Source organism: Oceaniradius stylonematis (genome assembly GCF_003149475.2).
In the GTDB taxonomy this organism is placed as follows: Bacteria; Pseudomonadota; Alphaproteobacteria; order Rhizobiales; family Rhizobiaceae; genus Roseitalea; species Roseitalea stylonematis.
Window position 1 is genome coordinate 319605 of the sequence record NZ_QFWV02000007.1, and the last position, 24869, is coordinate 344473.

Annotated in this window: 21 protein-coding genes, 1 tRNA gene, 1 pseudogene and 2 riboswitches; of the genes and pseudogenes, 5 read left to right on the forward strand and 18 right to left on the reverse strand. The window is 65.7% G+C overall.

What is annotated here, in order from left to right; genetic code table 11:
* A complete protein-coding gene (locus tag DEM25_RS12600; protein ID WP_420578747.1) occupies positions 1–1032 on the reverse strand; it encodes a cysteine synthase A in 1032 nt (343 codons plus the stop codon).
* 214 nt (positions 1033–1246) lie between these two features.
* On the opposite strand from DEM25_RS12600, the gene DEM25_RS12605 reads away from it, so the two are divergent.
* A complete protein-coding gene (locus DEM25_RS12605) occupies positions 1247–1894 on the forward strand; it encodes a ChrR family anti-sigma-E factor (RefSeq protein WP_109766082.1) in 648 nt (215 codons plus the stop codon).
* Between the two features lie 116 nt (positions 1895–2010).
* Positions 2011–2835 (forward strand): SDR family NAD(P)-dependent oxidoreductase, encoded by an 825-nt coding sequence (locus tag DEM25_RS12610; protein WP_109766083.1) that lies wholly within the window; start codon positions 2011–2013, stop codon positions 2833–2835.
* Positions 2836–2839: 4 nt separating this feature from the next.
* Here the strand turns inward: DEM25_RS12610 and DEM25_RS12615 are convergent, their stop codons facing one another.
* The 6 genes and pseudogenes from DEM25_RS12615 to DEM25_RS18520 all read right to left on the reverse strand — a co-directional run bounded on the left by DEM25_RS12615 (position 2840) and on the right by DEM25_RS18520 (position 9302).
* Positions 2840–4183, reverse strand: coding sequence for an MFS transporter (locus tag DEM25_RS12615; RefSeq protein WP_109766084.1), 1344 nt, complete (start codon positions 4181–4183; stop codon positions 2840–2842).
* 78 nt (positions 4184–4261) lie between these two features.
* Entirely contained in the window at positions 4262–5542 is a 1281-nt protein-coding gene (locus DEM25_RS12620) for an SAM-dependent methyltransferase (RefSeq protein WP_245412897.1), read from the reverse strand.
* A gap of 78 nt (positions 5543–5620) precedes the next feature.
* Entirely contained in the window at positions 5621–6475 is an 855-nt protein-coding gene (locus DEM25_RS12625) for a DUF1365 domain-containing protein (protein ID WP_245412898.1), read from the reverse strand.
* Positions 6476–6484: 9 nt separating this feature from the next.
* A complete protein-coding gene (locus tag DEM25_RS12630; protein WP_245412899.1) occupies positions 6485–7846 on the reverse strand; it encodes an NAD(P)/FAD-dependent oxidoreductase in 1362 nt (453 codons plus the stop codon).
* Complete coding sequence (locus DEM25_RS18430; protein ID WP_369406359.1) at positions 7843–8718, reverse strand: cryptochrome/photolyase family protein; 876 nt, start codon at positions 8716–8718, stop codon at positions 7843–7845. Before DEM25_RS18430 ends, DEM25_RS12630 begins: the two co-directional genes overlap by 4 nt.
* A 7-nt stretch (positions 8719–8725) precedes the next feature.
* Positions 8726–9302 (reverse strand): annotated as a pseudogene (locus DEM25_RS18520) (deoxyribodipyrimidine photo-lyase).
* Positions 9303–9485: 183 nt separating this feature from the next.
* Between DEM25_RS18520 and DEM25_RS12640 the strand changes: the two are divergent.
* Entirely contained in the window at positions 9486–10421 is a 936-nt protein-coding gene (locus DEM25_RS12640) for an L-lactate dehydrogenase (RefSeq protein ID WP_109766088.1), read from the forward strand.
* Positions 10422–10424: 3 nt separating this feature from the next.
* Here the strand turns inward: DEM25_RS12640 and gcvP are convergent, their stop codons facing one another.
* From gcvP to DEM25_RS12690, 10 genes are all read right to left on the reverse strand, one after another.
* Positions 10425–13268 carry an aminomethyl-transferring glycine dehydrogenase gene (gene gcvP, locus DEM25_RS12645; protein WP_109766089.1) on the reverse strand — a complete coding sequence of 948 codons (2844 nt, stop codon included), beginning with the start codon at positions 13266–13268 and terminating at the stop codon, positions 10425–10427.
* A 10-nt stretch (positions 13269–13278) separates the two neighbouring features.
* Positions 13279–13638 carry a glycine cleavage system protein GcvH gene (gene gcvH, locus DEM25_RS12650; RefSeq protein WP_109766090.1) on the reverse strand — a complete coding sequence of 120 codons (360 nt, stop codon included), beginning with the start codon at positions 13636–13638 and terminating at the stop codon, positions 13279–13281.
* Positions 13639–13653: 15 nt separating this feature from the next.
* Complete coding sequence (gcvT, locus tag DEM25_RS12655; protein ID WP_109766197.1) at positions 13654–14763, reverse strand: glycine cleavage system aminomethyltransferase GcvT; 1110 nt, start codon at positions 14761–14763, stop codon at positions 13654–13656.
* 71 nt (positions 14764–14834) lie between these two features.
* Positions 14835–14895, reverse strand: a riboswitch (glycine riboswitch).
* Between the two features lie 3 nt (positions 14896–14898).
* Positions 14899–14986: riboswitch (glycine riboswitch) on the reverse strand.
* Between the two features lie 68 nt (positions 14987–15054).
* The gene (locus tag DEM25_RS12660; protein WP_109766091.1) at positions 15055–15885 is read right to left on the reverse strand and encodes a citryl-CoA lyase; all 831 of its coding nucleotides are present in this window, start codon (positions 15883–15885) and stop codon (positions 15055–15057) included.
* The gene (locus DEM25_RS12665) at positions 15882–17087 is read right to left on the reverse strand and encodes a CaiB/BaiF CoA transferase family protein (protein WP_109766092.1); all 1206 of its coding nucleotides are present in this window, start codon (positions 17085–17087) and stop codon (positions 15882–15884) included. Before DEM25_RS12665 ends, DEM25_RS12660 begins: the two co-directional genes overlap by 4 nt.
* Positions 17084–18121 (reverse strand): AbrB family transcriptional regulator, encoded by a 1038-nt coding sequence (locus DEM25_RS12670; protein WP_109766093.1) that lies wholly within the window; start codon positions 18119–18121, stop codon positions 17084–17086. The genes DEM25_RS12665 and DEM25_RS12670 overlap by 4 nt, the downstream gene beginning before the upstream one ends.
* 10 nt (positions 18122–18131) lie before the next feature.
* Positions 18132–19673 carry a tripartite tricarboxylate transporter permease gene (locus DEM25_RS12675; protein WP_109766094.1) on the reverse strand — a complete coding sequence of 514 codons (1542 nt, stop codon included), beginning with the start codon at positions 19671–19673 and terminating at the stop codon, positions 18132–18134.
* A gap of 3 nt (positions 19674–19676) precedes the next feature.
* Positions 19677–20141 carry a tripartite tricarboxylate transporter TctB family protein gene (locus DEM25_RS12680; protein WP_120222734.1) on the reverse strand — a complete coding sequence of 155 codons (465 nt, stop codon included), beginning with the start codon at positions 20139–20141 and terminating at the stop codon, positions 19677–19679.
* A 95-nt stretch (positions 20142–20236) separates the two neighbouring features.
* Positions 20237–21211 carry a tripartite tricarboxylate transporter substrate binding protein gene (locus tag DEM25_RS12685; RefSeq protein ID WP_109766096.1) on the reverse strand — a complete coding sequence of 325 codons (975 nt, stop codon included), beginning with the start codon at positions 21209–21211 and terminating at the stop codon, positions 20237–20239.
* A gap of 100 nt (positions 21212–21311) precedes the next feature.
* Positions 21312–22337: an ABC transporter substrate-binding protein gene (locus tag DEM25_RS12690; RefSeq protein WP_109766198.1), complete on the reverse strand. Its 1026-nt coding sequence runs from the start codon at positions 22335–22337 to the stop codon at positions 21312–21314.
* A 133-nt stretch (positions 22338–22470) separates the two neighbouring features.
* Between DEM25_RS12690 and DEM25_RS12695 the strand changes: the two genes are divergently transcribed.
* Positions 22471–23154 carry a response regulator transcription factor gene (locus tag DEM25_RS12695; RefSeq protein WP_109766097.1) on the forward strand — a complete coding sequence of 228 codons (684 nt, stop codon included), beginning with the start codon at positions 22471–22473 and terminating at the stop codon, positions 23152–23154.
* The gene (locus tag DEM25_RS12700; protein WP_109766098.1) at positions 23154–24548 is read left to right on the forward strand and encodes a sensor histidine kinase; all 1395 of its coding nucleotides are present in this window, start codon (positions 23154–23156) and stop codon (positions 24546–24548) included. The genes DEM25_RS12695 and DEM25_RS12700 overlap by 1 nt, the downstream gene beginning before the upstream one ends.
* 54 nt (positions 24549–24602) lie before the next feature.
* Here the strand turns inward: DEM25_RS12700 and DEM25_RS12705 are convergent.
* Positions 24603–24677, reverse strand: a tRNA-Asn gene (locus DEM25_RS12705).
* Positions 24678–24869 lie beyond the last annotated feature (192 nt).

Here is a 24869-nt window from a genome sequence, read left to right on the forward strand (position 1 = left end):
TCAGGCGTCCTCGAACGGCACGTCGATGTCGGCCGTGCGCTCCATCCATTCGGGCACCGGCAGGCCCTTTTGGCGCAGGAAGGCGGGGTTGTAGACCTTGGACTGGTAGCGGTGGCCATAGTCGCACAGGATCGTCACGATGGTGTGGCCAGGGCCCAGTTCCCGTGCCAGCCGCACCGCGCCGGCAATGTTGATGCCGGTCGAGCCGCCCATGATCATGCCTTCCTCCAGCGCCAGCTTGAAGACCAGGTCGAGCGCCTCGGCATCGGAAATGCGCCATGCAAAGTCCGGGGCAAAGCCTTCCAGATTGGCCGTGATCCGTCCCTGGCCGATGCCTTCGGAGATCGAGCTGCCTTCGGACTTGAACTCCCCGGTCGTGTAATAGGAAAAGAGCGCCGCGCCATGCGGGTCGGCGAGGCCGATCTTGATGTCCGCATTCTTGGCGCGCAGCCCCTCGGCGACACCGGCGATCGTGCCGCCGGAACCGGCCGCGCAGATGAATCCGTCCACCTTGCCGTCCGTGTCGCGCCAGATTTCCGGTGCCGTCGTTTCCACATGCGCCTGCCGGTTGACCGCGTTGTCGAACTGGTTGGCCCAGATCGCCCCGTTCGGCTCGGTTTTGGCGAGTTGCTCGGCGAGGCGGCCCGAAACCCGCACATAATTGTTCGGGTTCCGGTAGGGGACCGCCGGCACTTCGACCAGTTCGGCGCCGCCCAGCCGCAGCGCATCCTTCTTCTCCTGGCTCTGGGTTTCGGGGATCACGATCACGGTCCGGTATCCCAGCGCCTGCGCCACCATGGTCAGCCCGATGCCGGTGTTGCCCGCCGTTCCCTCGACGATCACGCCGCCTGGTTTCAGCGTGCCCCTGCGCTCGGCATCCCGGATGATGGCCAGCGCCGCCCGGTCCTTGACCGATTGGCCCGGGTTGAGAAACTCGGCCTTGCCGAGGATCGTGCAGCCGGTTTCCTCCGATACGCGCCTGAGCTGCACCAAGGGCGTGTTGCCGATGAGATCGATGATCGATGAGTGCATGAAAATAGGCTCCAGTCTTTGCGCAAAGGCTAAAGGCGCGTCTCTGGCCCGGCAAGGTATTTGTGCTTTCGGATCAAGGCGGTTGACGAATTGTTTGCCATAAACCAATGACAATCGAAATTCGGTTTCGCCGGTGATCCGGATTGTGTCAGCCCGCGTAGACATGACACAAGAGTGACACGAAGGCGACGGCGGTCGCCCATTGGGGAATTTGATGTATCAAGGTCAATTCAGTTCGCTGGACGCGCTGGTGAGCGGCTATGTGGCAGGCAGCCTGCCCAAGCCGGTGCACGTGCTGATGGATGCCCATCTGGAACTGTCGCCGGACAACCGGGCCATTGTCGGCGGCCTGGAAGTCGCCGCCGGCGACGCACTGGAACATATCGCACCCGAGGCGATATCGGGCCGCGACGCCGCGCTTGCATCGATCTTTGCCAGCGATCCGGCGCCGCTCTCCGCCGGCGATGCGGTCAGGCGCTGCGGAACCATGCCGCGCGCCCTGCAGGACTTCGTTGGCCACACGGCCGATGATATCCCCTGGAAGACGAAAATGCCGGGCTTTCGCGAGTTCGACATGGACGATGTCGATGGCTGTCACGTCTCGATGTTCTGGATCAAGCCCGGCCGGACGGTGCCCGCCCATACGCACGATGGCATGGAACTGTCGCTGATCATCCAGGGCGCGTTCAGCGACGAACGCGGCCGGTTCGGCCGCGGCGACATCTCCATCGCCGATCCGTCCGTCGACCACCGCCCGACCGCTGAGAACACCGTGCCGTGCATCGGCTTTGCGGTCACCGACGCGCCGCTGCGCCTGACGGGGTCGCTGCGGCAGAGGCTCGGAGACATTCTGTCGATCTGAGCCTTCTTTCGGCTCGAAGGTGTTGCAGGGCAACCGATTGACCCTCTGATGCGTAGTGCATCAGAGGGTTTTTTGTCAGCCGGGCCGTGCTGCCCGGCATCACATGGAAGAAATTGATGGGACTTTACAGGGTCAGAGCCGGCGACGGCGTCGTCTGGATCACCGGCGCGAGCGCGGGCATCGGCAAGGCACTGGCGCTGCAGATGGCGCGCCAGGGCTATGAGGTCGTCGCAACGGCGCGCAGCGCCGACAAGCTCGAAGCGCTGGCGGCCGAAAGCGCGGGCATGGCGGGCACCATCCATGCCCGGCCGTGCGATGTGACCGACCGCGATGCGATGGCCGAGGCTGTCGCCGACATCGAGGCGACGCACGGCCCGATCCGTCTGGCCGTGTTCAATGCCGGCAATTACTGGCCCGCCAGCGGTGCGCGGCTCGAGATCGACAATTTCGCCAAGACCTACGAGATCAACCTGTTCGGCGTGCTCAACGGGCTCGTGCCGGTCGTCGAGCGCATGAAAGATCACGGCCGCGGCCAGCTCGTGCTGGTTGCGTCCGTCTCCGGCTATTCGGGGCTGCCGGCGGCTTCGGCCTATGGCGCCTCCAAGGCCGCCATCAACAACATGGCCGAGTCGCTCAAATTCGACTTCGACCTGATGAACATCCGTATCCAGGTGGTCAATCCGGGCTTCATCGACACGCCCCTGACCGAGAAGAACGACTTCGAGATGCCCGCCCTGATGCCGGTCGACAAGGCTGTCGAACAAATGATCAAGGGCATCGAGGGCGGCGGGTTCGAGATCACCTTCCCGCGCCGCTTCACCTATCTTCTCAAACTCCTGCGCATGCTGCCGCATCCTGTCTATTTCGCGCTGATGAAAAGGGCGACGGGCTGGGACCGCAAGAATTTGAAGACCGGCAAGGCGCCGGACGAGGCCGGGTGATCGGTCAGTCCCGCTCGATCGAGGCGCGCAATTCGGACTGGCGCGTTTCGTCGAGCGGGAAGTTCCACATCAGCGCAATGGCGCCCGATTTCAGCGCAACGGGCACGAGCGCGTAGGTCACCGCCAGCGCGGTCAGCGCGCCAGGGTCTTGCGCCGGCCCGGCGCCAGCCTCGAAACCGAACAGATCGAGCAGCGGGAAGGCGAGGCCGACCGCCAGTGCCAGCGAGAGCTTGGTCGCAAGACTCCAGGCGGCGAAATAGATGCCCGAGCGCTGTTCGCCCGACGCCGCCGTGTCGACATCGATGACGTCGGCCTGCATCGCCGGCGGGATCGCCAGATCGAAGCCGACCAGCAGCCCGGTTGCAGCACAGATGACAGCGAAGGCGGCAATGTCGCCCTCCGACAGGAGCGGCACGGTCGCAAAGATGATGCAGGCGGCGATCATGCCGAGCGCCCAGGCGCGGTGCTTGCCGACGCGCCGCGAGGCCCAGGTGGCAAGCGGAACGCCTGCGACGCCGCAGGCGAAATAGAGAAACAGAAGCGGCCCCTGCAGCGCTTCGGCACCCAGATAGTCGCCGACAAAGAACAGGAACAGCGTCGCCGGGATGCCATTGGCCATCCCGTTCACGAAGAAGGCCGCGATCAGCCGCAGGAAGGGCGTGTTCTGCCGCAGATGGCCCAGCCCGACCCGCCAGTCGACCGCCTCGCGCGTATGCTCGTGCGGCTCGGGCACCGCAAACACCGTGACCGCGCCCAGCGCCGGAAGCGCGATCGCGATCGCAACCCCGAGAAGCGCCAGACCGTGAAAGCCCGACGCATCGTCGAAGCCCAGCGTGAAGGGAAGGGCGATGGCGATCAGCGTGCCGGTCAGCGTGAACCCCTCGCGCCAGCCGGTGATCGTTGACCGGCTGCGATAGTCGCCGGCCATTTCAGCGCCCCAGGCAAAGAACGGGATGACGGCCGCCGTGTAGCCAAGCGACAGCAACATGCCCCAGCCGGCAAGATAGAACGGGCCGGCATCGACGGGCGGCCAGAACAGCATGAAGGCAGCAAGCGCGCAGACCGGCAGCGACAGCGCGAACAGCCGGCGCCTGCGGCCGAACGGTGTGCGCCACTTGTCGGCGACAAGGCCGATCAGCGGATCGTTGACCGCATCGAAGATACGCATGGCGACCAGCGCCGCACCGGTTGCGGCCAGCGAAAGGCCCACCGCCTCGCTGTAGAAGGCCGGCAGCAGGATGTAGAGCGGCAGCGTCAGCGCCGCCAGCGGGATCGCCGGCAGGGCATAGGCAACGACGCGCGCAAGCGGCGTCTTGTCAGAGGTGCCCGACGGGTCCGGCGCGCGCATGGAACAGCTTTCGGCTGGAGGAGCGATATCGGGGTTACGCATCGCCGCGGGCAGCGGTTCAGCACGGCGACTGCGGCGTCAGGCGGCGCGTTGGTAGGTCAGTTGCCGCACATCGATGAACTCTGCCCGGAAACCGGCCTCGCAATAATAAAGATAGAAGTCCCAGAGCCGCTTGAAGCGGTCATCGAAGCCCATCTGGCTGATTTGCGGCCATGCCTGCCAGAACCGTGCGCGCCACTCTGCGAGCGTGCGGGCGTAATCCTGCGGGAAGATACGCTCGCCGAGCAGCGACAGGCCATGCCGCTCGCCCAGATCATGAAGGGTCGAGGGCGGCGGCAGCATGCCGCCGGGGAAAACGTAGCGCTGGATGAAGTCGGGCTGCTTGCGGTAGATCGGAAAGGCCTTGTCCTCGATCGTGATGATCTGCAGGCCGGCCTTTCCGCCAGGTTTCAGGACATCGTGGACCTTGGAAAAATAGGTCTCCCAATACTCCTCGCCGACCGCCTCGAACATTTCGATCGAGACCACCTTGTCATAGGTGTGCTTCTCGTCGCGATAGTCCTGGAACTTGATCGTCACCTTGTCGCCGAGACCGGCCAGCCGGATGCGTTCGCGGGCGAAATCGAGCTGTTCGCGGCTGATCGTCAGGCCGGTCACCTTGCAGCCGATCTCGCGCGCGGCGAACTCGGCGAACCCGCCCCAGCCGCATCCGATCTCCAGCACATGGTCGTCCTTGGTGATGCAGGCTGTCTGCGCCAGCGCGCGGTACTTGGCCGTCTGGGCGCTTTCCAGATCGTTGGCCCCGGTCTGGTAGAGCGCCGACGAATAGGTCATCGAGGGATCGAGCCACAGCCCGTAGAAATCGTTGCCCAGATCGTAGTGCGCGGCGATGTTCTTCTGCGCGCGCGTCTTGGTGTTGCGGTTGAACCAGTGCCGGACGCGCGAAAAGAACCGCATGGTCGCTCCGGCGGTCGCCAGCTTGTGGCCCAGTTCCTCGTTGACGACGAAAAGTTCGAGAAAGGACGTCACGTCCGGGCTGTCCCAGTCGCCGGCTATGTAGCTTTCCGCGGCGCCGATCGTCCCGCCGGAGATGGCCATGCGCGGCAGGTTCCAGTTGTGCAGGATCACCACGCCGTCCGGCCCCGGCGCCTTGCCGTCGATCTTGACGACGCGCTTGTCCGGCAGCCGCAGCGTCAGCGTGCCCTTGGGCAGGTGCAGCGCGGCGCGCAGCGCCAGCCGGGCCTTGAACGGCAGGCCGCGCACATGACGCCCGATATTGTTGGGGGTCAGCGGTTCGGCGGCCGCGATCAAATCGCGCACCAGCTTGCTCGATCCGCCCATCGTGTCCGTGGATGCCATCTTACTCGTCCGCCTCAACAGGGTGCAGGCCATCGGCCTGCGCGCGGGTACCAACTGGCCGGCCGCGCGTTCCGGCCATCATTCGGCGGGGCCGGGCGCTGCGTCTTCATAGGAGACCGGATGCGGCGGCGTGCCCCGCGAGATGAATTTCGCGCCCTTGAGCCATAATTTCAAGGCTTGCCAGTGAATTGCGGCGACAACCCGAAGTGTCATGAACGGCTGACGCGCGATGAGGCCTGCCAGAACCGGTGTCAAAAATGGTTTTGCCGAACCGGCGAATGTCGCCGACAGGAGCGGATCGGCGCCCTCGGTCTCGAGGATGCGCAGCCGCACATTCTCGCCCGGCGGCACGATGCGGAAATGATAGCGCATGCCCAGATCGATGAACGGCGAGACGTAGAAGATCTTGGTGCGTTCCTGCCGCAGGCCGGCCGGGCCGAGCTGTCCGTCCTCGACCGCACAGACATAGGTGTGGCGTTCGCCGAACGTGTTGCGCACCTCGTAGACGGCGGCGGTCAGCGCACCTGCATCGTCATAGCAGAAATACACCGACAGCGGATTGAACACGAAGCCGAACATGCGCGGATAGGCCAGCAGCAGGATGCGGGCGGGCCGGGCAACGCCCGCCTCCTCGGCAAGTGCCGTCGCATGGGCGCGTAGTGTGGTGTGGCTCGCATCCCTCGGCAGATGGTCGGCTTCACGAAATGAAACGAGATTGCGCCGGTTGACGGAAAACAGCGCCGACAGGCGGTCGGCCTCGTCCAACCGGTCGAGATCGAGCAGCGCCGTAAAGACGCGGTAGGTGAAGCGGTGGCCGAAAGGCTTGAGGCGCGCATGCATCACCGTTCCCGGATAGAGCAGGGCAGGTTCTTCCGGCGGCGCGAACATCGGGGCGCCGTCTTCGATATGCCGTTCTCGAACGTGCAATGTCATGGCCAGAGCCTACTCCGCCGCGATGGGCAAGGGCAATTCGTCAGGCCCGGCCGCTTCGTCGCCGCGCCACGGCACGACCGCGCCCAGCGCTTCGGCGGCGTCGAGGCCCGAGCGCAGCCCGTCCTCGTGAAAACCGTACCCGGTCCACGCCCCGGCGAACCATGTGTCGCGCCGGCCCTGGATCAGCGGCAGACGGGCCTGGGCCGAAAAGGCGGCGGCATCATATTGGGGGTGATCGAACGACCATTCGCCGAAGATCGTGCCCGGTGCCGGTTCGCGCGTCGGGTTCAGCGTGACGAACAGCGGATATTGCGGATCGATGTTCTGCAGCCGGTTCATCCAGTATGTGACGCAGATTTCGCTGCCGTCTCCGCTGCCGCTTTCGCGCAGATAGTTCCACGCTGCCCATGCGCCGGGGCGTTTCGGCATGAAGCTGGGGTCGCGATGCAGGATGACGCGGTTCGGCTTGTAGGGGATCGCCGACAGGATATCGGCCTCGTTGGCGTCGGCGTCGGCCAGCATGGCAAGCGTCTGGTCGGAATGGGAGGCAAGGACGACGGCATCGAAATGCTCGGCGGGGCCGCCTTTGGCCTGAACGATCGCCCCGCCGGTCGCCGGCCGCTCGATGCGCGTCACGGGTGCGCCGGTGCGCACATTGTCGCCAAGCGGGGCCATGAGCTTTTCGAGATACGTTCGCGATCCGCCCGACACGGTCTGCCAGACCGGCGGCCGGGTTTCCAGCAGCCGGTGGTTTTCGAAGAACTGGACGAAGGACCGCGCGGGAAAGTCGAGCATCTTGATGCGTGGCGTCGACCAGATCGCGGCTGCCATCGGGATCAGATAGTCGTCCCGGAACCGTCGCGAGAACCGGCGAAATCGCAGATAATCGCCGATCGACAGCCGGTTCAGCACACCCTCGTCACGGTCGATCCTGGCCTGCTTGTTGAACCGGAAGATCTCGCGCAGCATCCACAAAAAGCTCGGAGAGACGAGGTTCCGCTTCTGCGCGAAGACGGTGAGGTAATCCTGCCCGCACCATTCGCGGCGGCCGGCATCGAGCGACATGGAAAAGCTCATGTTCGTGGTTTCGCGGGCAATTCCGAGATGATCGAACAGGGCGCACAGGTCCGGATAGTTGCGCTCGTTGAAGACGATGAAGCCCACATCGACCGGAATATGCGTGCCGTCATGGTCGACATCGACCGTGCAGGTGTGCCCGCCGGCCCGCCCTTCGGCCTCGAACAGGGTGACATCGTGCACCGGTGACAGCGCCCAGGCGGCGGAAACGCCCGACACCCCGCTGCCGACGATTGCCACACGTTTTCTCTGACCGGCGGCTGAAAACTGCCCCGGAGCCGGTTTGATGTTCACGCGGCTTGCCCCTTCATGGTCTGGTAGGCGTCGAGCGCGCGGTTGCGCGCCTGCTGATGATCGACAATAGGCGCCGGATAGGTGCTGCCAAGGCTAACATTCGATTTTTCAAGCACTTTTTCCGGAGCCTCCCAGGGTTTGTGAACGTATTTGTTGGGCAGGCCGGCGAGTTCGGGCACATAGGTGCGGACATAGTCGCCGTCCGGATCGAACTTCTCGCCCTGAAGGATCGGGTTGAAGACGCGGAAATAGGGCGCGGCATCGGCGCCCGACCCGGCCACCCATTGCCAGCTTGCCGTGTTCGAGGCGGGATCGGCATCGACCAGCGTGTCCCAGAACCAGTCTTCGCCTTTGCGCCAATCGGTCATCAAATGCTTGATCAGGAAGGAGGCGACGACCATCCGCACGCGATTGTGCATCCAGCCGGTCTGCCACAATTGCCGCATGCCCGCATCGACGATCGGATAGCCGGTCAGGCCGCGCTGCCACGCCTGAAGCTGCGCATCCGTGCCGGCCCAGGGAAAGGCGTCGAAATCGCCGTTGAAATTCTCGCCGCCCAGGTTCGGAAAATTGACCAGCAGATGATAGGAGAATTCGCGCCAGACCAGTTCCTTGTGGAACTTTTCGAGCTGCTTTTCGGGCACACTGTCTGCATTGGCTGCCGCATGCCAGATGTCGGCCGGCGTGATCTCGCCGAACGCCAGATGCGGCGACAGGCGCGAGGTGCCGTCGATGGCCGGCAGGTCGCGTTGCCGGGCGTAATCGGCCAGCGCTTCGTCGCAAAATGCCTTCAATTGCTGTTGTGCGCCCCTTTCACCGGGCGTCCAGGCTTCGGCCAGCCCGCCGGACCAGTCCGGCTTGGTCGGCAGCAATGCCCAGTCACCCAGATCGTCGCTGTCGNGGCGCGTCCTCCAAGGCGGTCAGCGATCGCGGCACAGGCAGGGGTTCTGCCGGCTCGCCTTCGCCGACGAAGGCGCGCCAGAACGGCGAATAGACCTTGTAGAAGCCGCCAGAACCGGTCTTCAGCTTGGTCGGCTCGTGCATCAGCGCGCCGGCGAAACTGGCGACCGTCAGACCGCGTTCGCCGAGCGACGCCTTGATCTCGCTGTCGAGCGCGATGGCTTCGGGATCGTAGCGGCGGTTCCACAGGACCGAACCCGCGCCCGTCTGTTCNGATGATGTCGTCGAGCACCGCGCGCGGATCACCCCGGCGCAGCACCAGCGGCACGCCGAACTCGTCGAGGTCCTTTTGAAGGGCGGCAAGCGAATGATGCAGCCACCAGCGCCGGGCGCCGCCGAGCGGGCGTCCCGAAGCGCCGGTGTCGTCAAGGACGAACAGGCAGATGACGGGGTGGCCCGCCTCGGCCGCCGCCGTCAGCGCGCCATTGTCGCGCAGACGCAGGTCGGACCGGAACCAAACGATGATCGGGGCATCAGGCAATTGTGTCGGGCGCATGAAGGGGCGTCGGGCACTCAGTTGGATGAAATTTGTGTGGGAAATGAAAGCGATAGTGGGCGGGTCATGTGTCGTGCTACGCGCGCCGGGAACGGTTGGATCAACAGCGGGGCCGATAAATCTTGCGCGTGCCCGTGGAGCCGATACTTATGGCGAAGCAGCACCAAACGCAGGAGGCAAGCGGTGAAGATCGGTATCGTCGGATCGGGCATGGTGGGCAGTGCGGCCGCCTACGCGATGGCGCTTCGCGGCAGCGCCAGCGAGATCGTCCTGGTGGACCGCAATGCGGACCTTGCCTCGGCGCATGCGCAGGATATTTCCCATGCGGTGCCCTTCGCCGATCCCATGGTCGTGCGCGCCGGCGATTATGCCGATCTGGCCGGCGCCGGCATCGTCGTGATTTCCGCCGGCGTCAACCAGCAGCCCGGCGAGACGCGGCTTGCGCTTCTGGGCCGCAACGCGGCGGTCTTTCGCGAGGTCGTCGGCGCGCTGATGAAAGTCGTGCCGGACGCTATCTATCTCGTCGCCTCCAACCCGGTCGATCTGATGACCTATGCGGTGCAGCGCTTTTCGGGCCTGCCGACCGAGCGGGTCATCGGTTCCGGCACGATCCTGGACACGGCGCGCTTTCGGGTGCTTCTGGGCGACTATCTGGGCATCGCGCCGAGCTCGGTGCACGCCTATGTTCTCGGCGAGCACGGCGACAGCGAAGTGGCGGTCTGGTCGAGCGCCATGGCCGGCAACGTGCCGATTGCCGAGTTCGCCACGCAGACCGGGCAGCACCTGACCGACGAAAAGCGGTCGGAGATCACCGACGCCGTGCGCAACGCGGCCTACACCATCATTTCGGGCAAGGGATCGACCTATTACGGCATCGGCGCCGGTTTGGCCCGCATCGTCGAGGCGATCGCCGGCGACGAGCGCGCGGTTCTGAGCGTGTCCACGGTCACCGAAGAGGTTGAGGGCGTCAATGCGGTTCCGCTGTCGCTGCCCCGCATCGTCGGCGCCAAGGGCATCATGGCCGAACTGCGCCCCGATCTCGACGAAGGCGAACGGGCCGCCTTGCGCAAGAGCGCCGAGACGATCGCCGGCCTGAAGGGCGCGATCGACTCGGCCTAGTTTCTATTCGGCTGCGTCCTGGTACTCGGCCACCGGCGGGCAGGTGCATACAAGGTTGCGGTCGCCGTAGGCATTGTCGACGCGGCCGACCGGCGGCCAGTACTTGTCGACCCGGAAGCTGCCGGGCGGGAAACAGCCGACCTCGCGGCTGTAGGGCCGGTCCCACTCGGCGATCAGGTCGGCGGTGGTGTGCGGCGCGTTCTTGAGCGGATTGTTGGCCGCGTCCATCGCACCGCTCTCGATCTGCGCGATCTCGTCGCGGATCGACAGCATCGCTTCGCAGAACCGGTCCAGTTCCGCCTTGGTCTCGCTTTCGGTGGGCTCGACCATCAGCGTGCCCGCCACCGGCCAGCTCATGGTCGGCGCGTGAAAACCCGAATCGATCAGCCGCTTGGCGATGTCGTCGACATTGACCTTGGCGCTGTCGGCAAACGGACGCGTGTCGAGGATGCATTCATGCGCGATCCGCCCGGCCTTGCCCTTGAACAGGATGCCGTAGCCGCGCTCGAGCCGCTTGGCGATGTAGTTGGCGTTCAGGATCGCCACCTTGGTCGCCTGGGTCAGCCCGTCGCCGCCCATCATCTGGATATAGGCCCATGAGATCGGCAGGATCAGCGCCGAGCCGAACGCGGCTGCGCTGACCGCGCCGTCGCCGCCCACCGGATCGCCTGGCAGGAATGGCGCCAGATGCGCCTTGACGCCGATCGGCCCCATGCCCGGCCCGCCGCCGCCATGGGGGATACAGAAGGTCTTGTGCAGGTTGAGGTGGCTGACATCGGCGCCGATCTCGCCGGGCTTGGACAGGCCGACCATCGCGTTCAGATTGGCGCCGTCCAGATAGACCTGCCCGCCATGCTCGTGCGTTATGGCGCAGATTTCGCGCACCGTCTCCTCGAACACGCCATGCGTCGACGGATAGGTGATCATGCAGGCCGCCAGCCGGTCGCCGGCTTCGGTGGCCTTGGCGCGAAAATCGTCAATGTCGATGTCGCCATTCCCGCTCGACTTGACGACGACCACCTCCATGCCGGCCATGTGCGCCGAGGCGGGGTTGGTGCCGTGCGCCGAGATCGGGATCAGGCAGATGTCGCGATCCGTGTCGCCCCGCGACTTGTGCCAGGCGCGGATGGTCATAAGGCCGGCATATTCGCCCTGCGCGCCCGAATTGGGCTGCATCGACATCGCGTCATAGCCGGTGATGACGCACAGCTTTTCGGCCAGATCGCCGATCAGCTCGCGATAGCCCTCGGTCTGATCGGCGGGGGCCAGCGGATGGATGTTGGAAAATTCCGGCCAGGTGACGGCCATCATCTCGGCTGCGGCATTGAGCTTCATCGTGCAAGAGCCGAGCGGGATCATCGCCCGGTCGAGCGCCAGATCCCGGTCGGCGAGCCGCCGCATGTAGCGCATCATCTCGGTTTCGGCGCGGTTGAGGTGGAAAATGGGGTGGGTAAGATAGTCGGTCTGGCGCAACAGCGCGGTCGGCAGGCAGACAGCGCTGTAGGCCGCCAGATCGCCGCCCGTGACGCCGAACGCGCCGAGCAGCCGGTCGATCGTTTCCGGGCGGGTCGTCTCGTCCAGCGTGATGCCGATCCGGCCGCCTTCGATGCGGCGCAGATTGATGCGCCGGTCGCGCGCCGCCTGGATGATAACGCCCTGCATCGCGCCGGCATTGACGGTGATCGTATCGAAAAACGCGTCCTGCTCGACATCGAAGCCAGCCTCGCGCAGCGTGTCGGCGACGAAGGCCGTCTTGCGGTGGATGCGCTGGGCGATGGCCTTGAGGCCCTTGGGTCCGTGGAAGACGGCATAAAAGCTTGCCATCACGGCCAGCAGCGCCTGCGCGGTGCAGACGTTCGAGGTCGCCTTTTCCCGGCGGATATGCTGCTCGCGCGTCTGCAGCGACAGCCGGTAGGCCTGGTTGCCGTGACTGTCGATGGAAACGCCGACGATGCGGCCGGGCAGGGCGCGCTTGAGCGCATCGGTGCAGGCGATGTAGGCGGCGTGCGGTCCGCCAAAGCCCATCGGCACGCCGAAGCGCTGCGTCGAGCCGACGGCGATGTCGGCGCCCATCGCACCCGGCTCCTTGAGCAGCAGGAGCGCCATCGGATCCGCGATGACGATGCCGATTGCCTTGTGCTTGTGCAGCGCGTTCATCTCCACGCCGAAATCGCGCAAATCGCCATATGTGCCCGGATACTGGAAGACCGCGCCGAACACGGTCTCCGCGTCGAGCGCCTCGGGCGGACCGGTGACGATTTCGATGCCGAGCGGCTCGGCCCGCGTGCGGATGACGCTGATGTTCTGGGGATGGCAGTTTTCATCGACGAAGAAGGCGCGCGCCTTCGATTTCGATGTGCGCAGGGCCATCGCCATCGCTTCGGCGGCTGCCGTCGCCTCGTCCAGGAGCGACGCGTTGGCGACCGCAAGGCCCGTCAGGTCGGTCACCATGGTCTGGTAATTGAGCAGCGCCTCCAGCCGGCCCTGGCTGATTTCCGGCTGATAGGGCGTATAGGCGGTGTACCAGGCCGGGTTTTCGAGGATATTGCGCTGGATCGCCGGCGGCGTCACCGTGCCGTGGTAGCCCTGGCCGATCATCGAGGTGAACAACTTGTTCTTCTTGGCGATCTGCCGCAAATGCCACAGAAGCTCGTGCTCGGACTTGGCCGGCCCGAAATCGAGCGGTTCCGACTGGCGTATCGCCTCAGGCACGGTCTCGTCGATCAGCGCATCCAGACTGTCGGCGCCGACCGTCTTGAGCATCTCGACCATTTCCTCGGGCGAGGGGCCGATATGGCGCCGGTTGGCGAAATCATAGGGCTCGTAGTCGGTCAGGCTGAACGGCATCGGTCGGTCCTCAGGAAATCATGGCCTTGTAGGCGGCTTCGTCCATCAGCGCCTCGACGGCGCTCGCATCGTCGATCCGCATCTTGAAGAACCAGCCTTCGCCGAGCGGATCTTCATTGACCAGCGCGGGCGCATCGGCGAGCTTTTCGTTGACCGCGACGATCGTGCCGTCGAGCGGCGCCTTGATGTCGGAGGCCACCTTGACGCTTTCGATGACGACGATCTCGTCATCCTTTTTGACGTCGCTGCCGTCCTCGGGCAGTTCGACGAACACGACATCTCCGAGCTGCTCGGCCGCATATTCCGTGATGCCGACGACGAACACGTCGCCATCGGCGCGCAGCCATTCATGCTCTTCCGTGAATTTCATGGCGCAACTCCTTGATTATCGTTTGAAATTTGCCGGCGTGAAAGGAAGATCGGCGACGGTGACGGGCATTCGCTTGCCGCGCACCTCGCCAAACAGGCGTGTGCCGGTTTCGGCCATGGCGGTCGGTACGTAACCCATCGAAACGGGCCGTTCGACGGTCGGGCCGAACGCGCCGGATGTGACGTGGCCGACCGGTTTGTCCGCCGTTTCGCTGTCGAACAGTGGCGTGCCGTCGCGCATCGGGGCCCGGCCTTCGGGCAGAAGGCCGACGCGGCGCCGGGAGGCGCCATTGTCAAGTTCCGACAGGATGCGCTCGGCGCCGGGAAATCCGCCGGCACGGTCGCCCCCGGTCCGCCGCACCTTCTGGATCGACCAGGACAGGCCGGCCTCCACGGGCGAGGTGCCGGTGTCGATATCGTTGCCATAAAGATAGAGCCCGGCTTCCAGGCGCAGACTGTCGCGGGCACCCAGGCCGACCGGTTCCACATCGTCGCTCGCCAGAAGCGCGCGGGCCAGCGCGACCGCCTGGTCATCGGCCACCGAAACCTCGAACCCGTCCTCGCCCGTATAGCCCGAACGCGAGATCCACACCTCGCCAAACGCGCTGTCGGTCACGATCACGTCCATGAACCGCATGGCGGACACCCCGGGCACGATGTCGGTCAGAACCGCTTCTGCTGCCGGCCCCTGCAATGCCAAGAGAGCCCGGTCGTCCACCACTTCGACCGGGCACGACAGGTTCGCCCGCATGTGTGCGATGTCGGCGTCCTTGCAGGCGGCGTTGACGACGAGGAACAGATGATCGCCGCGATTGGCGATCATCAGATCGTCGAGAATGCCGCCATCATCGTTCGTGAACAGCCCGTAGCGCTGCCGGCTTTCGCCCAGACCGGCAAGACTTGCCGGCACGAGGGTCTCGAGTTGGGCGGCCGCGTCGGCACCGCGCACGATGACCTGGCCCATATGGCTGACATCGAAAAGGCCGGCCGCGCGCCGTGTGTGCAGATGTTCCTTCATCACGCCGGGCGGATATTGGACCGGCATCTCATAGCCCGCGAACGGCACCATTTTGGCGCCAAGCTCCTGGTGAAGCTCGTAAAGGGCGGTGCGTTTCAGGTCCGGCATGCGCGCCTCGTCGGTTCTGCCGGGCACGCCGGCATCATCGTTGGGGCGCGACCCGCGCCCGATGATGCCCTCTCTGTCCGTTTGCCTGAGATCGTTATCCCGTCGGCGGGCCGTAACGGCCTCTCTCCAGAGTCCTATGCCGCGATGGTCCTTGGGCCTGAGAGTTTGCCAGGGCGGTTGCTCCTTCGGCACCGGCAGAGCCGGATTCTCCCAACGCGACGATCCAAGTGCTAGGGCGAATCGGCCATCGCGGTCAAGTTGCAAAGACGGCGCATATCTTGTCCGCCCGCATCAGCGGTCGAGCCTGCGCGGGCCGGCGCCCGTATAGGCGGGCAGAACATCGCGCGGGATCGGGCCCTTGTTGCGCACACCTTCGCCGGTCTGTTCCCAGGCATGGGCGATGATGCCGACCGAGCGCGACAGGCAGAACAGGCCACGGGCCAACGGCGCGGGAAAGCCCAGTTCGGCATAGATGACGGCGGTCGCCCCGTCGATGTTCATCGGAATGCGCTTGCCCTTGCGGCGCATGAGCTCGTCTTCGACGGCCCGGCCGATCTCCGCGAAGCGTCCCGTAACATCGCCATTGGCGGCTGCCTCATCGACCAGTTCGAGAAGCCGAGGCGCGCGCGGATCGACCGGGTGGAACCGGTGGCCGAAGCCAGGCACATGCTTGCCGCCGGCGTCAGTGAAGGCGTCCAGTTCAGCGCGGGTGGCGTCCGGGACATCCGCGCCGTCCTCCACGCGCGCCGCGATCGCCTGATAGTGGGCAACCGCCTGTTCGCCGGCGCCGCCATGCACATCGCCGAGCGTGTTCAGCGCCGAGGCCATCGCATTGTTGAGCCCGACGCCGCAGGTCGCAGCCATGCGGGCAATGGCGATCGAGGGCGCTTGCGGTCCGTGATCGACGGCGGACATCAGCACCGCGTCGAGCAGTGCCGCCTGCGGCTTCGTTGGCAGGTCTCCACGCAGCATCAGCCAGATCATCTCAACAAAGCCGACATTGCCGATCAATTCCTCGATCGCATAGCCGCGATAGCGGATTTCACCGGGCTTCATGTCGATGATCGCGGTCGACCACCACTGGGCGGACTTGTCGTCGCCGGCCGGTCCTTGCTCGCTCATATCGCCCCGTCGCTCCTCAGTTTTGCGATGGTCACCTCATCATAGCCCAGTTCGGCGAGAACGGCGCCGGTGTCGGCGCCCAGTTCCGGCGGCGGCGTTGCCGTGGACGGTGCCTCGCCGTCCAGCTTGATGCCGGTGCGCGCCAGCTTCACATCGCGGCCGACACCGGGCGCATCGGCGAACCCGCCGATCATGCCGCGTTCGGCGATCTGCGGATGGGCCAGAATGTCCGGCACCGAAAAAACCTCGCCCGCCGGCACGCCGGCTGCATTGAGGTCCGCGCGCCATTCGGCGGCGCTCTTGCCGGCAAATGCGGCTTCCAATTCGGCGGTCAGCGCGGCGCGGTTCGCCAGCCGGTCCTGTCGCCTGGCAAAGCGCGGGTCGGCGATGAGATCGGAGCGTCCGGCGGCGCGGCACACCGCCTCGAACTGTTCCTGCTTGTTGGCGGCGATGTTGATCGGCCCGTTGCCGGTCTGGAACGTGCCGGACGGGCTGGCGGTGAAATTGTCGTTGCCCATCGGCACGGGTGTCCGCCCGGCCATCAAATGATTGGAGACGACCCAGCCCATGGTGGCGATCACCGATTCGAGCATGGATACATCGATGAACCGGCCGCAGCTTTCAGAGCGGTCGGCCAGTGCGGCCGAGATGGCGAATGCCGCCGTCAGCCCGCCGATCGTGTCGGCGATTGGGTAGCCGACCCGATAGGGTGCCGTGTCGGGCGCGCCGGTGATCGACATCACACCGCTCATGCCCTGGATGATCTGGTCGTAGGCCGGCAGCGACTTGAGCGGCCCGTCCTGGCCGAAGCCGGAAATGGCGCAGTAAACGAGGTCCGGCCTGATCGCCTTGAGCCGCCCGTAACCGATGCCAAGGCGGTCCATCACGCCGGGCCGGAAGTTCTCGACCACGACATCGGCCGTGGCGACCAGCTTCTCGAACACCGCCTTGCCGGCATCGGATTTGAGATTGACCGTCACCGAACGCTTGCCCGAGTTCTGCGCCAGAAACGATACGCCCATCCGCTTTTCGTTGAGCTCCGGATCGGCGCCGAGCTGGCGGGCAAGATCGCCCGAACCCGGCACCTCGACCTTGATCACCTCGGCGCCCAGATGCGCAAGCTGATGGCAGCAGAACGGGCCCGCCAGCACATTGGTCAGGTCGAGCACGCGATAGCCGGCGAGCGGTGTTGGGTCGCTCATTCGCCCGCATCTCCCGGCGCCGGCCGGACCACGCGCTGCATGGCGAGCGGGATCAGCACTGTCAGGAACAGAAGGCGCGCCACATGGTGTGCGGCGACGAAGGCCGGATTGACGCCGAGCAGAAGCGCCATCGCCGCCATCGCTTCGAGCCCCCCGGGCGCATAGGCGACAAGCGCCTGCACCAGCGGAACGTCGAGCAGCGCCATCGCCACCAGGCCGGCGAGGACGGCGACGGTTCCCGCCAGCGCGGTGAAGGCGAGGGCCGCGCCGGCCGCCTTGCGGATCAGCGCGAGGCTGACGCCGGAAAAGCGCGTTCCGATCAGCGTGCCCATCGTGACGAAGGCGGGAATCGAGAGCCAGAAGGGCACAAGGCCGGGCCCGGCCTCCGTCAGATGGCCCACCGAAGAGGCGAACATGCCGCCGAGAAGGAAGGCGGCCGGCACCCTGAGCCGTTGAAACAGGAGCGCCGCGGCGATGGCAGCCAGCGCGGTGCCGACAAGCACCGGCGCGGTCATCGCCACACCGTCGGGCAGGGCGTCCTGCATGGGGCGGTCGGTGATTGCCGACGCGACGAAGGGCACGGCCAGCGTCAGCACAAGCACGCGCGTCGACTGGATGATCGAGATCGCCGGCAGGTCGGCCTTGACGGTGGAACTCAAGCTCAGAACGAAGCTCAGATGACCCGGCGCCGCGCCCAGAAGCGCTGTGCCGCGATCATAGCCGAAGCCGCGTTCCAGCAGCAGTGCCCCCAGCGCCATGATGACGACCATGGCGACCAGCACGATCAGGATCGAGACCGGCCATTGCGCGGCGGTGGCGACCATGTCCGGTGTCACGCCCGCGCCTATCGTCATGCCGATGATCGTGAAAATCGCGTTGCGCAGGCCGTTGGGGATCGCAAGGCGCAGGCCCGCGAGCGAGGCGAGGGTGACGAACAGGGCCGGGCCGGTGAGCCAGGGTGCGGGGAACGAGGCGGCGAACGCCAGCGCGCCGCCCGCCGCCCCGATTGCCAGGGCAAGTGCCGTTGCCTTCACGCCATCATCCTCAGTCGCCCGATGCCGAAGTCCCTTCCGCCGCTCTGGCCCGGTATTCTCGGATCTTGCCGGTCAGGAACGGCGCGACCAGGCACAGAGCCGCGATGATCAGGATCGTCAGGGTCAGCGGGCGCTCCCACAGGAACGACCAGCTGTCATTGTTGATCAGCAGGGCCCGCCGCAGATTCTCTTCCATCATGCCGCCCAGGATAAAGCCCAGGATCATCGGCGCCATCGGAAAATCGAGGATGCGCAGGATAACGGCGGCGATCGCGAACAGCACCATGAGCTGGATATCGAACGTGTTGAACGAGACGAAATAGACGCCGATCAGCGAGAAGAAGAGAATCAGCGGCAGCAGGAACCGCGACGGGATCGCGAGCACGCGGGCGATGTAGGGGATCAGCGGCAGGTTGAGGATCAGAAGCACGATGTTGCCGATCCACATCGAAACGATCACCGACCAGAAGATTTCGGGCTGGTCGATATAAAGCCGCGGTCCGGGCTGGATGCCGTAGCCTATCAGCGCACCCAGCATGATCGCGGTGGTGCCGGAACCGGGAATACCAAGCGTCAAAAGCGGCACGAAAGAGCCGGTGGCGGCGGCGTTGTTGGCGGTTTCGGGCGCCGCCAGGCCGCGCACCGAGCCCTTGCCGAACTGCTTGCCCTTTTCGGGGCCCGCGAGACGCTGCTCGGTGCCGTAGGCGAGGAAGGAGGCGATCGTCGCGCCAGCGCCGGGCAGCACGCCGATCAGGAAACCGAGGACCGAGGAACGGCCGATCACCGGCGCCATTTCCCTGACCTCGGCCTTGCTGACGGCCATCGAACCGAGGTTTTCCGACGCTTCCTTTTCCTTGAGCCGGTCGGCGTCGTCTTTCGGTTTGAGGATCGCCATCAGCGCTTCGGACAGGGCGAAGGTCGCCATGACCAGAAGCAGGAACGAGATGCCGTCGACCAGATCGATCATGCCGAGCGTAAAGCGCGGCACGCCCTGGGTCTGGTCGGTGCCGACCGTCGACAGCATCAGCCCGATCACCGTCATCAGGAGCGCTTTGGCCATGTCGCCCTTGCCGGCGAAGGCGGCGACGGCGACGAGGCCGAGCACCATCAGCGCGAAGTAGTCGGTCGACTGGAAGGAGAGCGACACGCTGGCCAGGAACGGCGCGGCGACCAGAAGGAACAGCGCGGCGATCACGCCGCCCGAAAAGGATGAGTAGGCGGCGATCGCCAGCGCCTTGCCGGCCTTGCCGCTCTTGGCCATCGGGTAGCCGTCGAAGGAGGTGGCAACCGTCGAGGCGACGCCGGGCGCGTTGATCAGGATGGACGAGGTGGAGCCGCCAAAGATCGCGCCATAATAGACCGCGGCCATCAGGATGATCCCGGCGGAGGGGTCGAGCGTCGCCGCGATCGGGATCATCAGCGCGATCGCCGACATCGGGCCGAGGCCCGGCAGCATGCCGATGAAGGTGCCGGCGAGGCACCCCATCATCACGAACAGAAGGTTCTGGATGGAAAGGGCCGTCGTCAGCCCGATCATGATGCCTTCAAGCATGGCTCAGTTCCCTTCGCGCAGGAAGGTGGGCAGCGGTTCGATGAACACGTCGAGCCCTTGCGTCATCAGCACCCAGAACAGGACGACCAGCGGCACGGCAACGGCGATCAGATAGAGCGGGCGGCGTTCGCCGAGCATCCAGAAGCCGATCATCAGGAAAAGCGACGTGGAGGCTATGAAGCCCATCGGCCGTATGGTCAGCCCGTAGGCGGACATAAGCGCGAGGAACAGCACCACCTTGAGCCAGTCATGACCGGCCAGTTCGACCCGCGCCTTCGAGCCGGGAAATGCGATGACGATCAGCGACAGGCCGATGCCGAGCACCGAAAGTACCTCTGGCATGGTCCGGGCGTGAAAGGCGCTGCTTTCCTGAAACGGCAGCAGGCGGATCTGCTGGCTCAGAAACGCATAAGCGATGCAAAAGGCGAGCAGCAGAAGCCCGCCCAGCCTGTCCTTGGAAATCGGCATGATCGTCCTCCCCGGGGTGCCGCGCGGACGGTTTTGCCCGCGCGGCGTGTTTGCCAAAGGCCGGCGTGAGACCGCCGGCCGTCACCGGGCCGGGATCAGAGGAAGCCCAGTTCGCGCATCAGGCCGCCGATCTGCTCTTCCTGCGCTTCAAGGAACGAGGTGAAGTCATCGCCCCGGTTGAAGATGTCGACCCAGCCGTTGCGGTCGCGCACGGTGGCCCAGTCGTCGGTCTCATACATCGCTTCCAGCGCATCCTGGTAGGCGCTCGCCTGTTCGTCCGAAAGGCCGGGCGCGCCGAAGAAGCCGCGCCAGTTGACGAACTCGGCGCCGCTTGCGCCGGCCTCGTCGCAGGTCGGCGTTTCGGGGGACGCGTCTAGCCGCTCGGTCGCGGTCACGCACAGGATGCGCACCTCGCCCTGGCGGGCCAGTTCGATCGCTTCGCCGAAGCCGGTCGACAGCCCCTTGATCTCGCCCGACAGGAGGCCGGCCATCGCCTTGCCGCCCGCGTCATAGGGGATGTATTTGACCTGGGTGGGATCGGCGCCGGCCGCCTTCATGACGAGCGCGACCACGATATGGTCCATGCCGCCGGCGACCGAGCCGCCGCCGATGGCGACATTGGTCGGATCGGCGTTGTAGGCTTCAAGCAGGCCACCGAAGTCCTGGATGTCGGAATCGGTGTTGACGACCATCGCCGCATAATCGCCGATCGTGCCGGCAATCGGTGTCAGGTCGCGGAACGATTGCGGGAACACGCCCTGCAGCGAGCGGATGACGATCGGCGTCGAATTGACCATCAGCGTGCCGGCATCGTCGGTCTCGATCAGGTGCGCGATGGCCTTGCCGCCGCCGCCGCCGGACATGTTCTCATAGGTCGCCGATCCGACGATGCCGGATTTGGTCAGCGCTTCGCCGGTACCGCGCGCGGTACCGTCCCAGCCGCCGCCGGCGCCGCCGGGGATCAGGAAGTGGACGTCTTCGAGCTTCTGGTGTCCGTCGGCCTGGGCAGCGCCCAGCGTTGCAAACGACAATGCGGCGGCGCCAAGCGCCGCGGTCAGCAGTTTCAGCATATGATCCTCCCAAAATGCTTCGCCGGTGTGACCGGCTGCGGCAAGCTGACCACACCAAGCTGTCAACACGCTGACAGGTTGCCGGCATAGTGACGTGGCGTCAGCGCTGGCTGAGCGTGTCGTTCCAGCGGTCGATGAAGCGGGCTCGCCGCACCTGGTCGAGATAGACCAGAAGGGCAGGGCTGACCGCGATCGGCCGCAGCTTGTCGCCCGCCTCGGCGCGCAGCCCGTCCGCCGTGTTCGCGCCCGTCAGTTGCGGATGCAGTGCCGGCAGCTTGGCTTCGGCCGCCATGATGTCCTGGCCCTGCCGCGACATCATGAAATCGAGAAAGCGCCCGGCCAGATCGGGCGCCTGCGCGGAGGTCGGCACCAGCGCGATGCGCGACATGATGATCGTGTAATCGGTCGGCAGCACGATGCCGAGATCGGGATTGCGCGCCGCCCATGCCGAGGCATAGGAACCCAGAATGTTGTAGCCGATGGCGAACCGGCCGTCCGAAACGCGCTCGAGGATGGACGAGGAGTTGGAGTAGAGCTTGACGCCGGACCGGCCCATCGCGCGCACCAGATCCCAGATGTCGCGATTGTGCTCGGCATCGCGCGCCAGAAACAGGAAGCCGACGCCGGCGCGCTCGATGTCGTAGGTCGCGATCCGGCCGTAGAACGCATCCTGTTCGGCATCGAGGAACGAAATCAGCGCGGCGCGGGTGCGCGGCACGTCGGCGGCCTCAAAACTGGGCTTGTGATAGACCATCACCGCCGGCTCGTAGGTCAGTGCGATCGCCGTATCGCGCCAGTTGGCCCAGCTTGGCCACACACTGCCGTGTGCCAGCGGCACACGGCGCGCATAGCCGTCATTGGCGAGCTTCATCTGCAGGTCCATTGCCGACGAGATCACCAGATCCGCCGTTGCGCCGTCGCCATCGCTCTCATTGAGCACGCGCTCATAGATATCGACGGTCTGGAGTTCGTGATAATTGACGGCGACGCCGGGATTGTCTCTCTGGAAGGCGTCGATCAGCGGTTCCGCCGCGCTCAGATCGAGCGAGGAATAGATCGTCAGCGTCGATGCGCCGGCCGGCTGCAGCGCACCAAACAGCGTCTGCGCCAAGGCGGCCGGCACCATGAACGCCAGCGAGACCACAGCTCCGATCGCGGCGATCCATGTCCTGCGCGTCAAATGCCTCTCCTTGCCGCTGCCGCGCCGGCCTTCACAGCCCGGCTCCCGCGCAGTACCAAGGAGCGCGGGAGGACAGATCATGCGCATTCTCCTTGTCGAGGACAATGCCAAACTGGCGGCCGGCATGGCCGCCGTTCTGAGTGCGGGCGGCTTTCAGGTCGACCGTGTCGCCGACGGCACCGACGCCGAGGCGGCGCTCGCCTCCACGCCTTTCGATCTGGTGGTGCTCGATCTCAGCCTTCCGGGCATGGACGGCCTTGATGTGTTGAAAAACCTGCGCGACCGTCGGCTCGACGTGCCGGTGCTGATCGTCACCGCGCGCGGCGACCTCAACGACCGGGTGCGCGGGCTCGATCTGGGCGCCGACGATTATCTGACCAAGCCGTTCGCTGTCGAGGAGCTGCGGGCGCGGGCGGCAGCGCTGATCCGGCGGGGCGCGGGGCGCGCGCGTCCGACCATCGAATTTGCCGGCCTGACGCTGGATGTCACGGCCAACACGCTGGTGCATGCCGGTGCGCCGATCGAGATTTCGCCGCGCGAACTAGCCGTACTGCGCGTCATGCTGATGTCGAAGTCCGACGTGGTGCCCAAGGCACAGATCGCCGAGTCGCTGTCCACCTTCGATCTGGACGTATCCGACAATGCGGTCGAGCAGACGATCAGCCGCCTGCGCAAGCGGCTTGGCGGCTTTGGCATCGCGATCCGCGCGGCACGCGGCATGGGCTACTTCCTGATGGCGCAAGAGCAGGGCGGTGCCGGCTGATGGGACCGCGCTATTCGCTGCGCCGGCGGCTGTTGATCATGCTTCTGGTGCCCCTTTGCACCATCGGGGTCGTAGCGCTGTTCGACGCCTATCGCACGGCGCGCGAGACCGCCAACCAGGTGTTCGACCGGGTGCTGTCGGGCTCTGCGCTGGCGATTGCCGAACGGGTGGTCATCAATGATGACGACCAGCTCGACGTCGACATTCCCTATGTGGCGCTGGAGATGCTGACCTCGTCGGCGCAGGACCGTGTCTTCTACCGTATCGACCATGCCGACGGCACGCTCGTCACCGGCTATCAGCGTCTGGCGGTGCCCGATGCGCGGGCCGAGGCCGGCGATCCGTTCGCTTTCGCCGACGGCGAATTTCGCGGCGAACCGATCCGCGTGGCGACCTATCGCGGTACGGCATCGACCGGCGAGCGGTCGGTCGCCTTCAGGGTCACCGTGGCCGAGACGACCAATGCCCGCCAGGCGCTGGCCCAGCGCATCCTGCTGCGCACTGCGCTGCGCCAGTTCCTCCTGATCTTCGCAGCCGCCATCATCGTCTGGGTCGCGGTGACGCGCTCGCTGCGCCCGCTCGGCCGGCTCGAACAGGCGATCGGTCGCCGCAGCCCGGAAGATTTGCGGCCCATCGAACACAATGTGCCTCAGGAGGTTGGCGGCCTGGTCGACCGGATCAACGGTTTCATGGCCCGTCTTGACGGGGCGCTGAGCGCATTGCGCCATTTCACCGGCAACGCCAGCCACCAGTTGCGCACGCCTCTCGCCATCGTCCGCACCCAATTGGGCATTGCCGCGCAGGCCGAAACGCTCGGCGAGGCCCGTCACGCCATCGCCGATTGCGATCAGGCCGTCGCCGACGCCGAGCGCACGCTGGCGCAATTGCTGCTTCTGGCGCGGGTGGACGAGACGACGTCGAAGGCCGCCGCGGGTCACTCGGTCGATCTGGACGCGGTGGCACGGGCGACCGCCGGGAGCTTCGTTCTGCCCGCCGCGCGCGCCGGCTTCGATCTGGCATACGAGGGCGGTGTGCCTGTCGGTTGTCGCGGCGATCCGGTACTGTTGCGCGAGATGATCAGCAATCTGATCGACAATGCGATCCGCCATGCCAAAGCCGGCGCCAGCATCGTCGTTGCGGTGCGCACCGATGGCGATACGGCAATCTTGTCGGTCGAGGACGATGGCTGCGGCATTCCCGCCGAGCTGCGCACCGCCGTCATGGAGCGTTACAGCACCACCGCGCCGCGGCCGGGCGGTGTCGGCGGTCTCGGCCTTGCCATCGTCAACGAGATCGCCGCGCTTTTCGAGGGCAGCGTGCGGCTGGCTTCCGGCGCGCGCGAACGCGGCACGCGGGTCGAAGTGCGGTTGCGCGCGGCCCAAATGCCCGCCTGATGCCAGGCCCGAACGACAAAGGGGCCGGCGCGCGCTGCGCCGGCCCCTCGGGTCTGGCTCCCCAGGCAAGATTCGAACTTGCGACCGATCGATTAACAGTCGAGCGCTCTACCGCTGAGCTACTGGGGAAAACTCGAATGTCGGCGGGCTATATCAAACGGACCGTGGTGTTGAAAAGGGGTAAATGTCGGTCGACGCCGACGCTCCCCTCCTTTTTTCGCTGCCGCCGCCTTGAAGTGGGCGGTGCGGGCGCTCACGTCAGGCACGCCGGGCGATCCGCCACCCTGTCGGGTGCCTGCATGGCTGGCAGATGATGAACGG

Bases quoted from the DNA above. Each gene is read 5' to 3' on its own strand.
- DEM25_RS12625 (WP_245412898.1), bottom strand. From the start codon at position 6,475: ATGACATTGCACGTTCGAGAACGGCATATCGAAGACGGCGCCCCGATG.
- DEM25_RS12665 (WP_109766092.1), bottom strand. From the start codon at position 17,087: ATGAGCGACCCAACACCGCTCGCCGGCTATCGCGTGCTCGACCTGACC.
- DEM25_RS12600 (WP_420578747.1), bottom strand. From the start codon at position 1,032: ATGCACTCATCGATCATCGATCTCATCGGCAACACGCCCTTGGTGCAG.
- DEM25_RS12615 (WP_109766084.1), bottom strand. From the start codon at position 4,183: ATGCGCGCGCCGGACCCGTCGGGCACCTCTGACAAGACGCCGCTTGCG.
- DEM25_RS12660 (WP_109766091.1), bottom strand. From the start codon at position 15,885: ATGAGCGAGCAAGGACCGGCCGGCGACGACAAGTCCGCCCAGTGGTGG.
- DEM25_RS12695 (WP_109766097.1), top strand. From the start codon at position 22,471: ATGCGCATTCTCCTTGTCGAGGACAATGCCAAACTGGCGGCCGGCATG.
- DEM25_RS12675 (WP_109766094.1), bottom strand. From the start codon at position 19,673: ATGCTTGAAGGCATCATGATCGGGCTGACGACGGCCCTTTCCATCCAG.
- DEM25_RS12680 (WP_120222734.1), bottom strand. From the start codon at position 20,141: ATGCCGATTTCCAAGGACAGGCTGGGCGGGCTTCTGCTGCTCGCCTTT.
- DEM25_RS12610 (WP_109766083.1), top strand. From the start codon at position 2,011: ATGGGACTTTACAGGGTCAGAGCCGGCGACGGCGTCGTCTGGATCACC.
- DEM25_RS12620 (WP_245412897.1), bottom strand. From the start codon at position 5,542: ATGGCATCCACGGACACGATGGGCGGATCGAGCAAGCTGGTGCGCGAT.
- gcvP (WP_109766089.1), bottom strand. From the start codon at position 13,268: ATGCCGTTCAGCCTGACCGACTACGAGCCCTATGATTTCGCCAACCGG.
- gcvH (WP_109766090.1), bottom strand. From the start codon at position 13,638: ATGAAATTCACGGAAGAGCATGAATGGCTGCGCGCCGATGGCGACGTG.
- DEM25_RS12605 (WP_109766082.1), top strand. From the start codon at position 1,247: ATGTATCAAGGTCAATTCAGTTCGCTGGACGCGCTGGTGAGCGGCTAT.
- DEM25_RS12685 (WP_109766096.1), bottom strand. From the start codon at position 21,211: ATGCTGAAACTGCTGACCGCGGCGCTTGGCGCCGCCGCATTGTCGTTT.
- DEM25_RS12700 (WP_109766098.1), top strand. From the start codon at position 23,154: ATGGGACCGCGCTATTCGCTGCGCCGGCGGCTGTTGATCATGCTTCTG.
- DEM25_RS12690 (WP_109766198.1), bottom strand. From the start codon at position 22,337: ATGGTGCCGGCCGCCTTGGCGCAGACGCTGTTTGGTGCGCTGCAGCCG.
- gcvT (WP_109766197.1), bottom strand. From the start codon at position 14,763: ATGCCGGACCTGAAACGCACCGCCCTTTACGAGCTTCACCAGGAGCTT.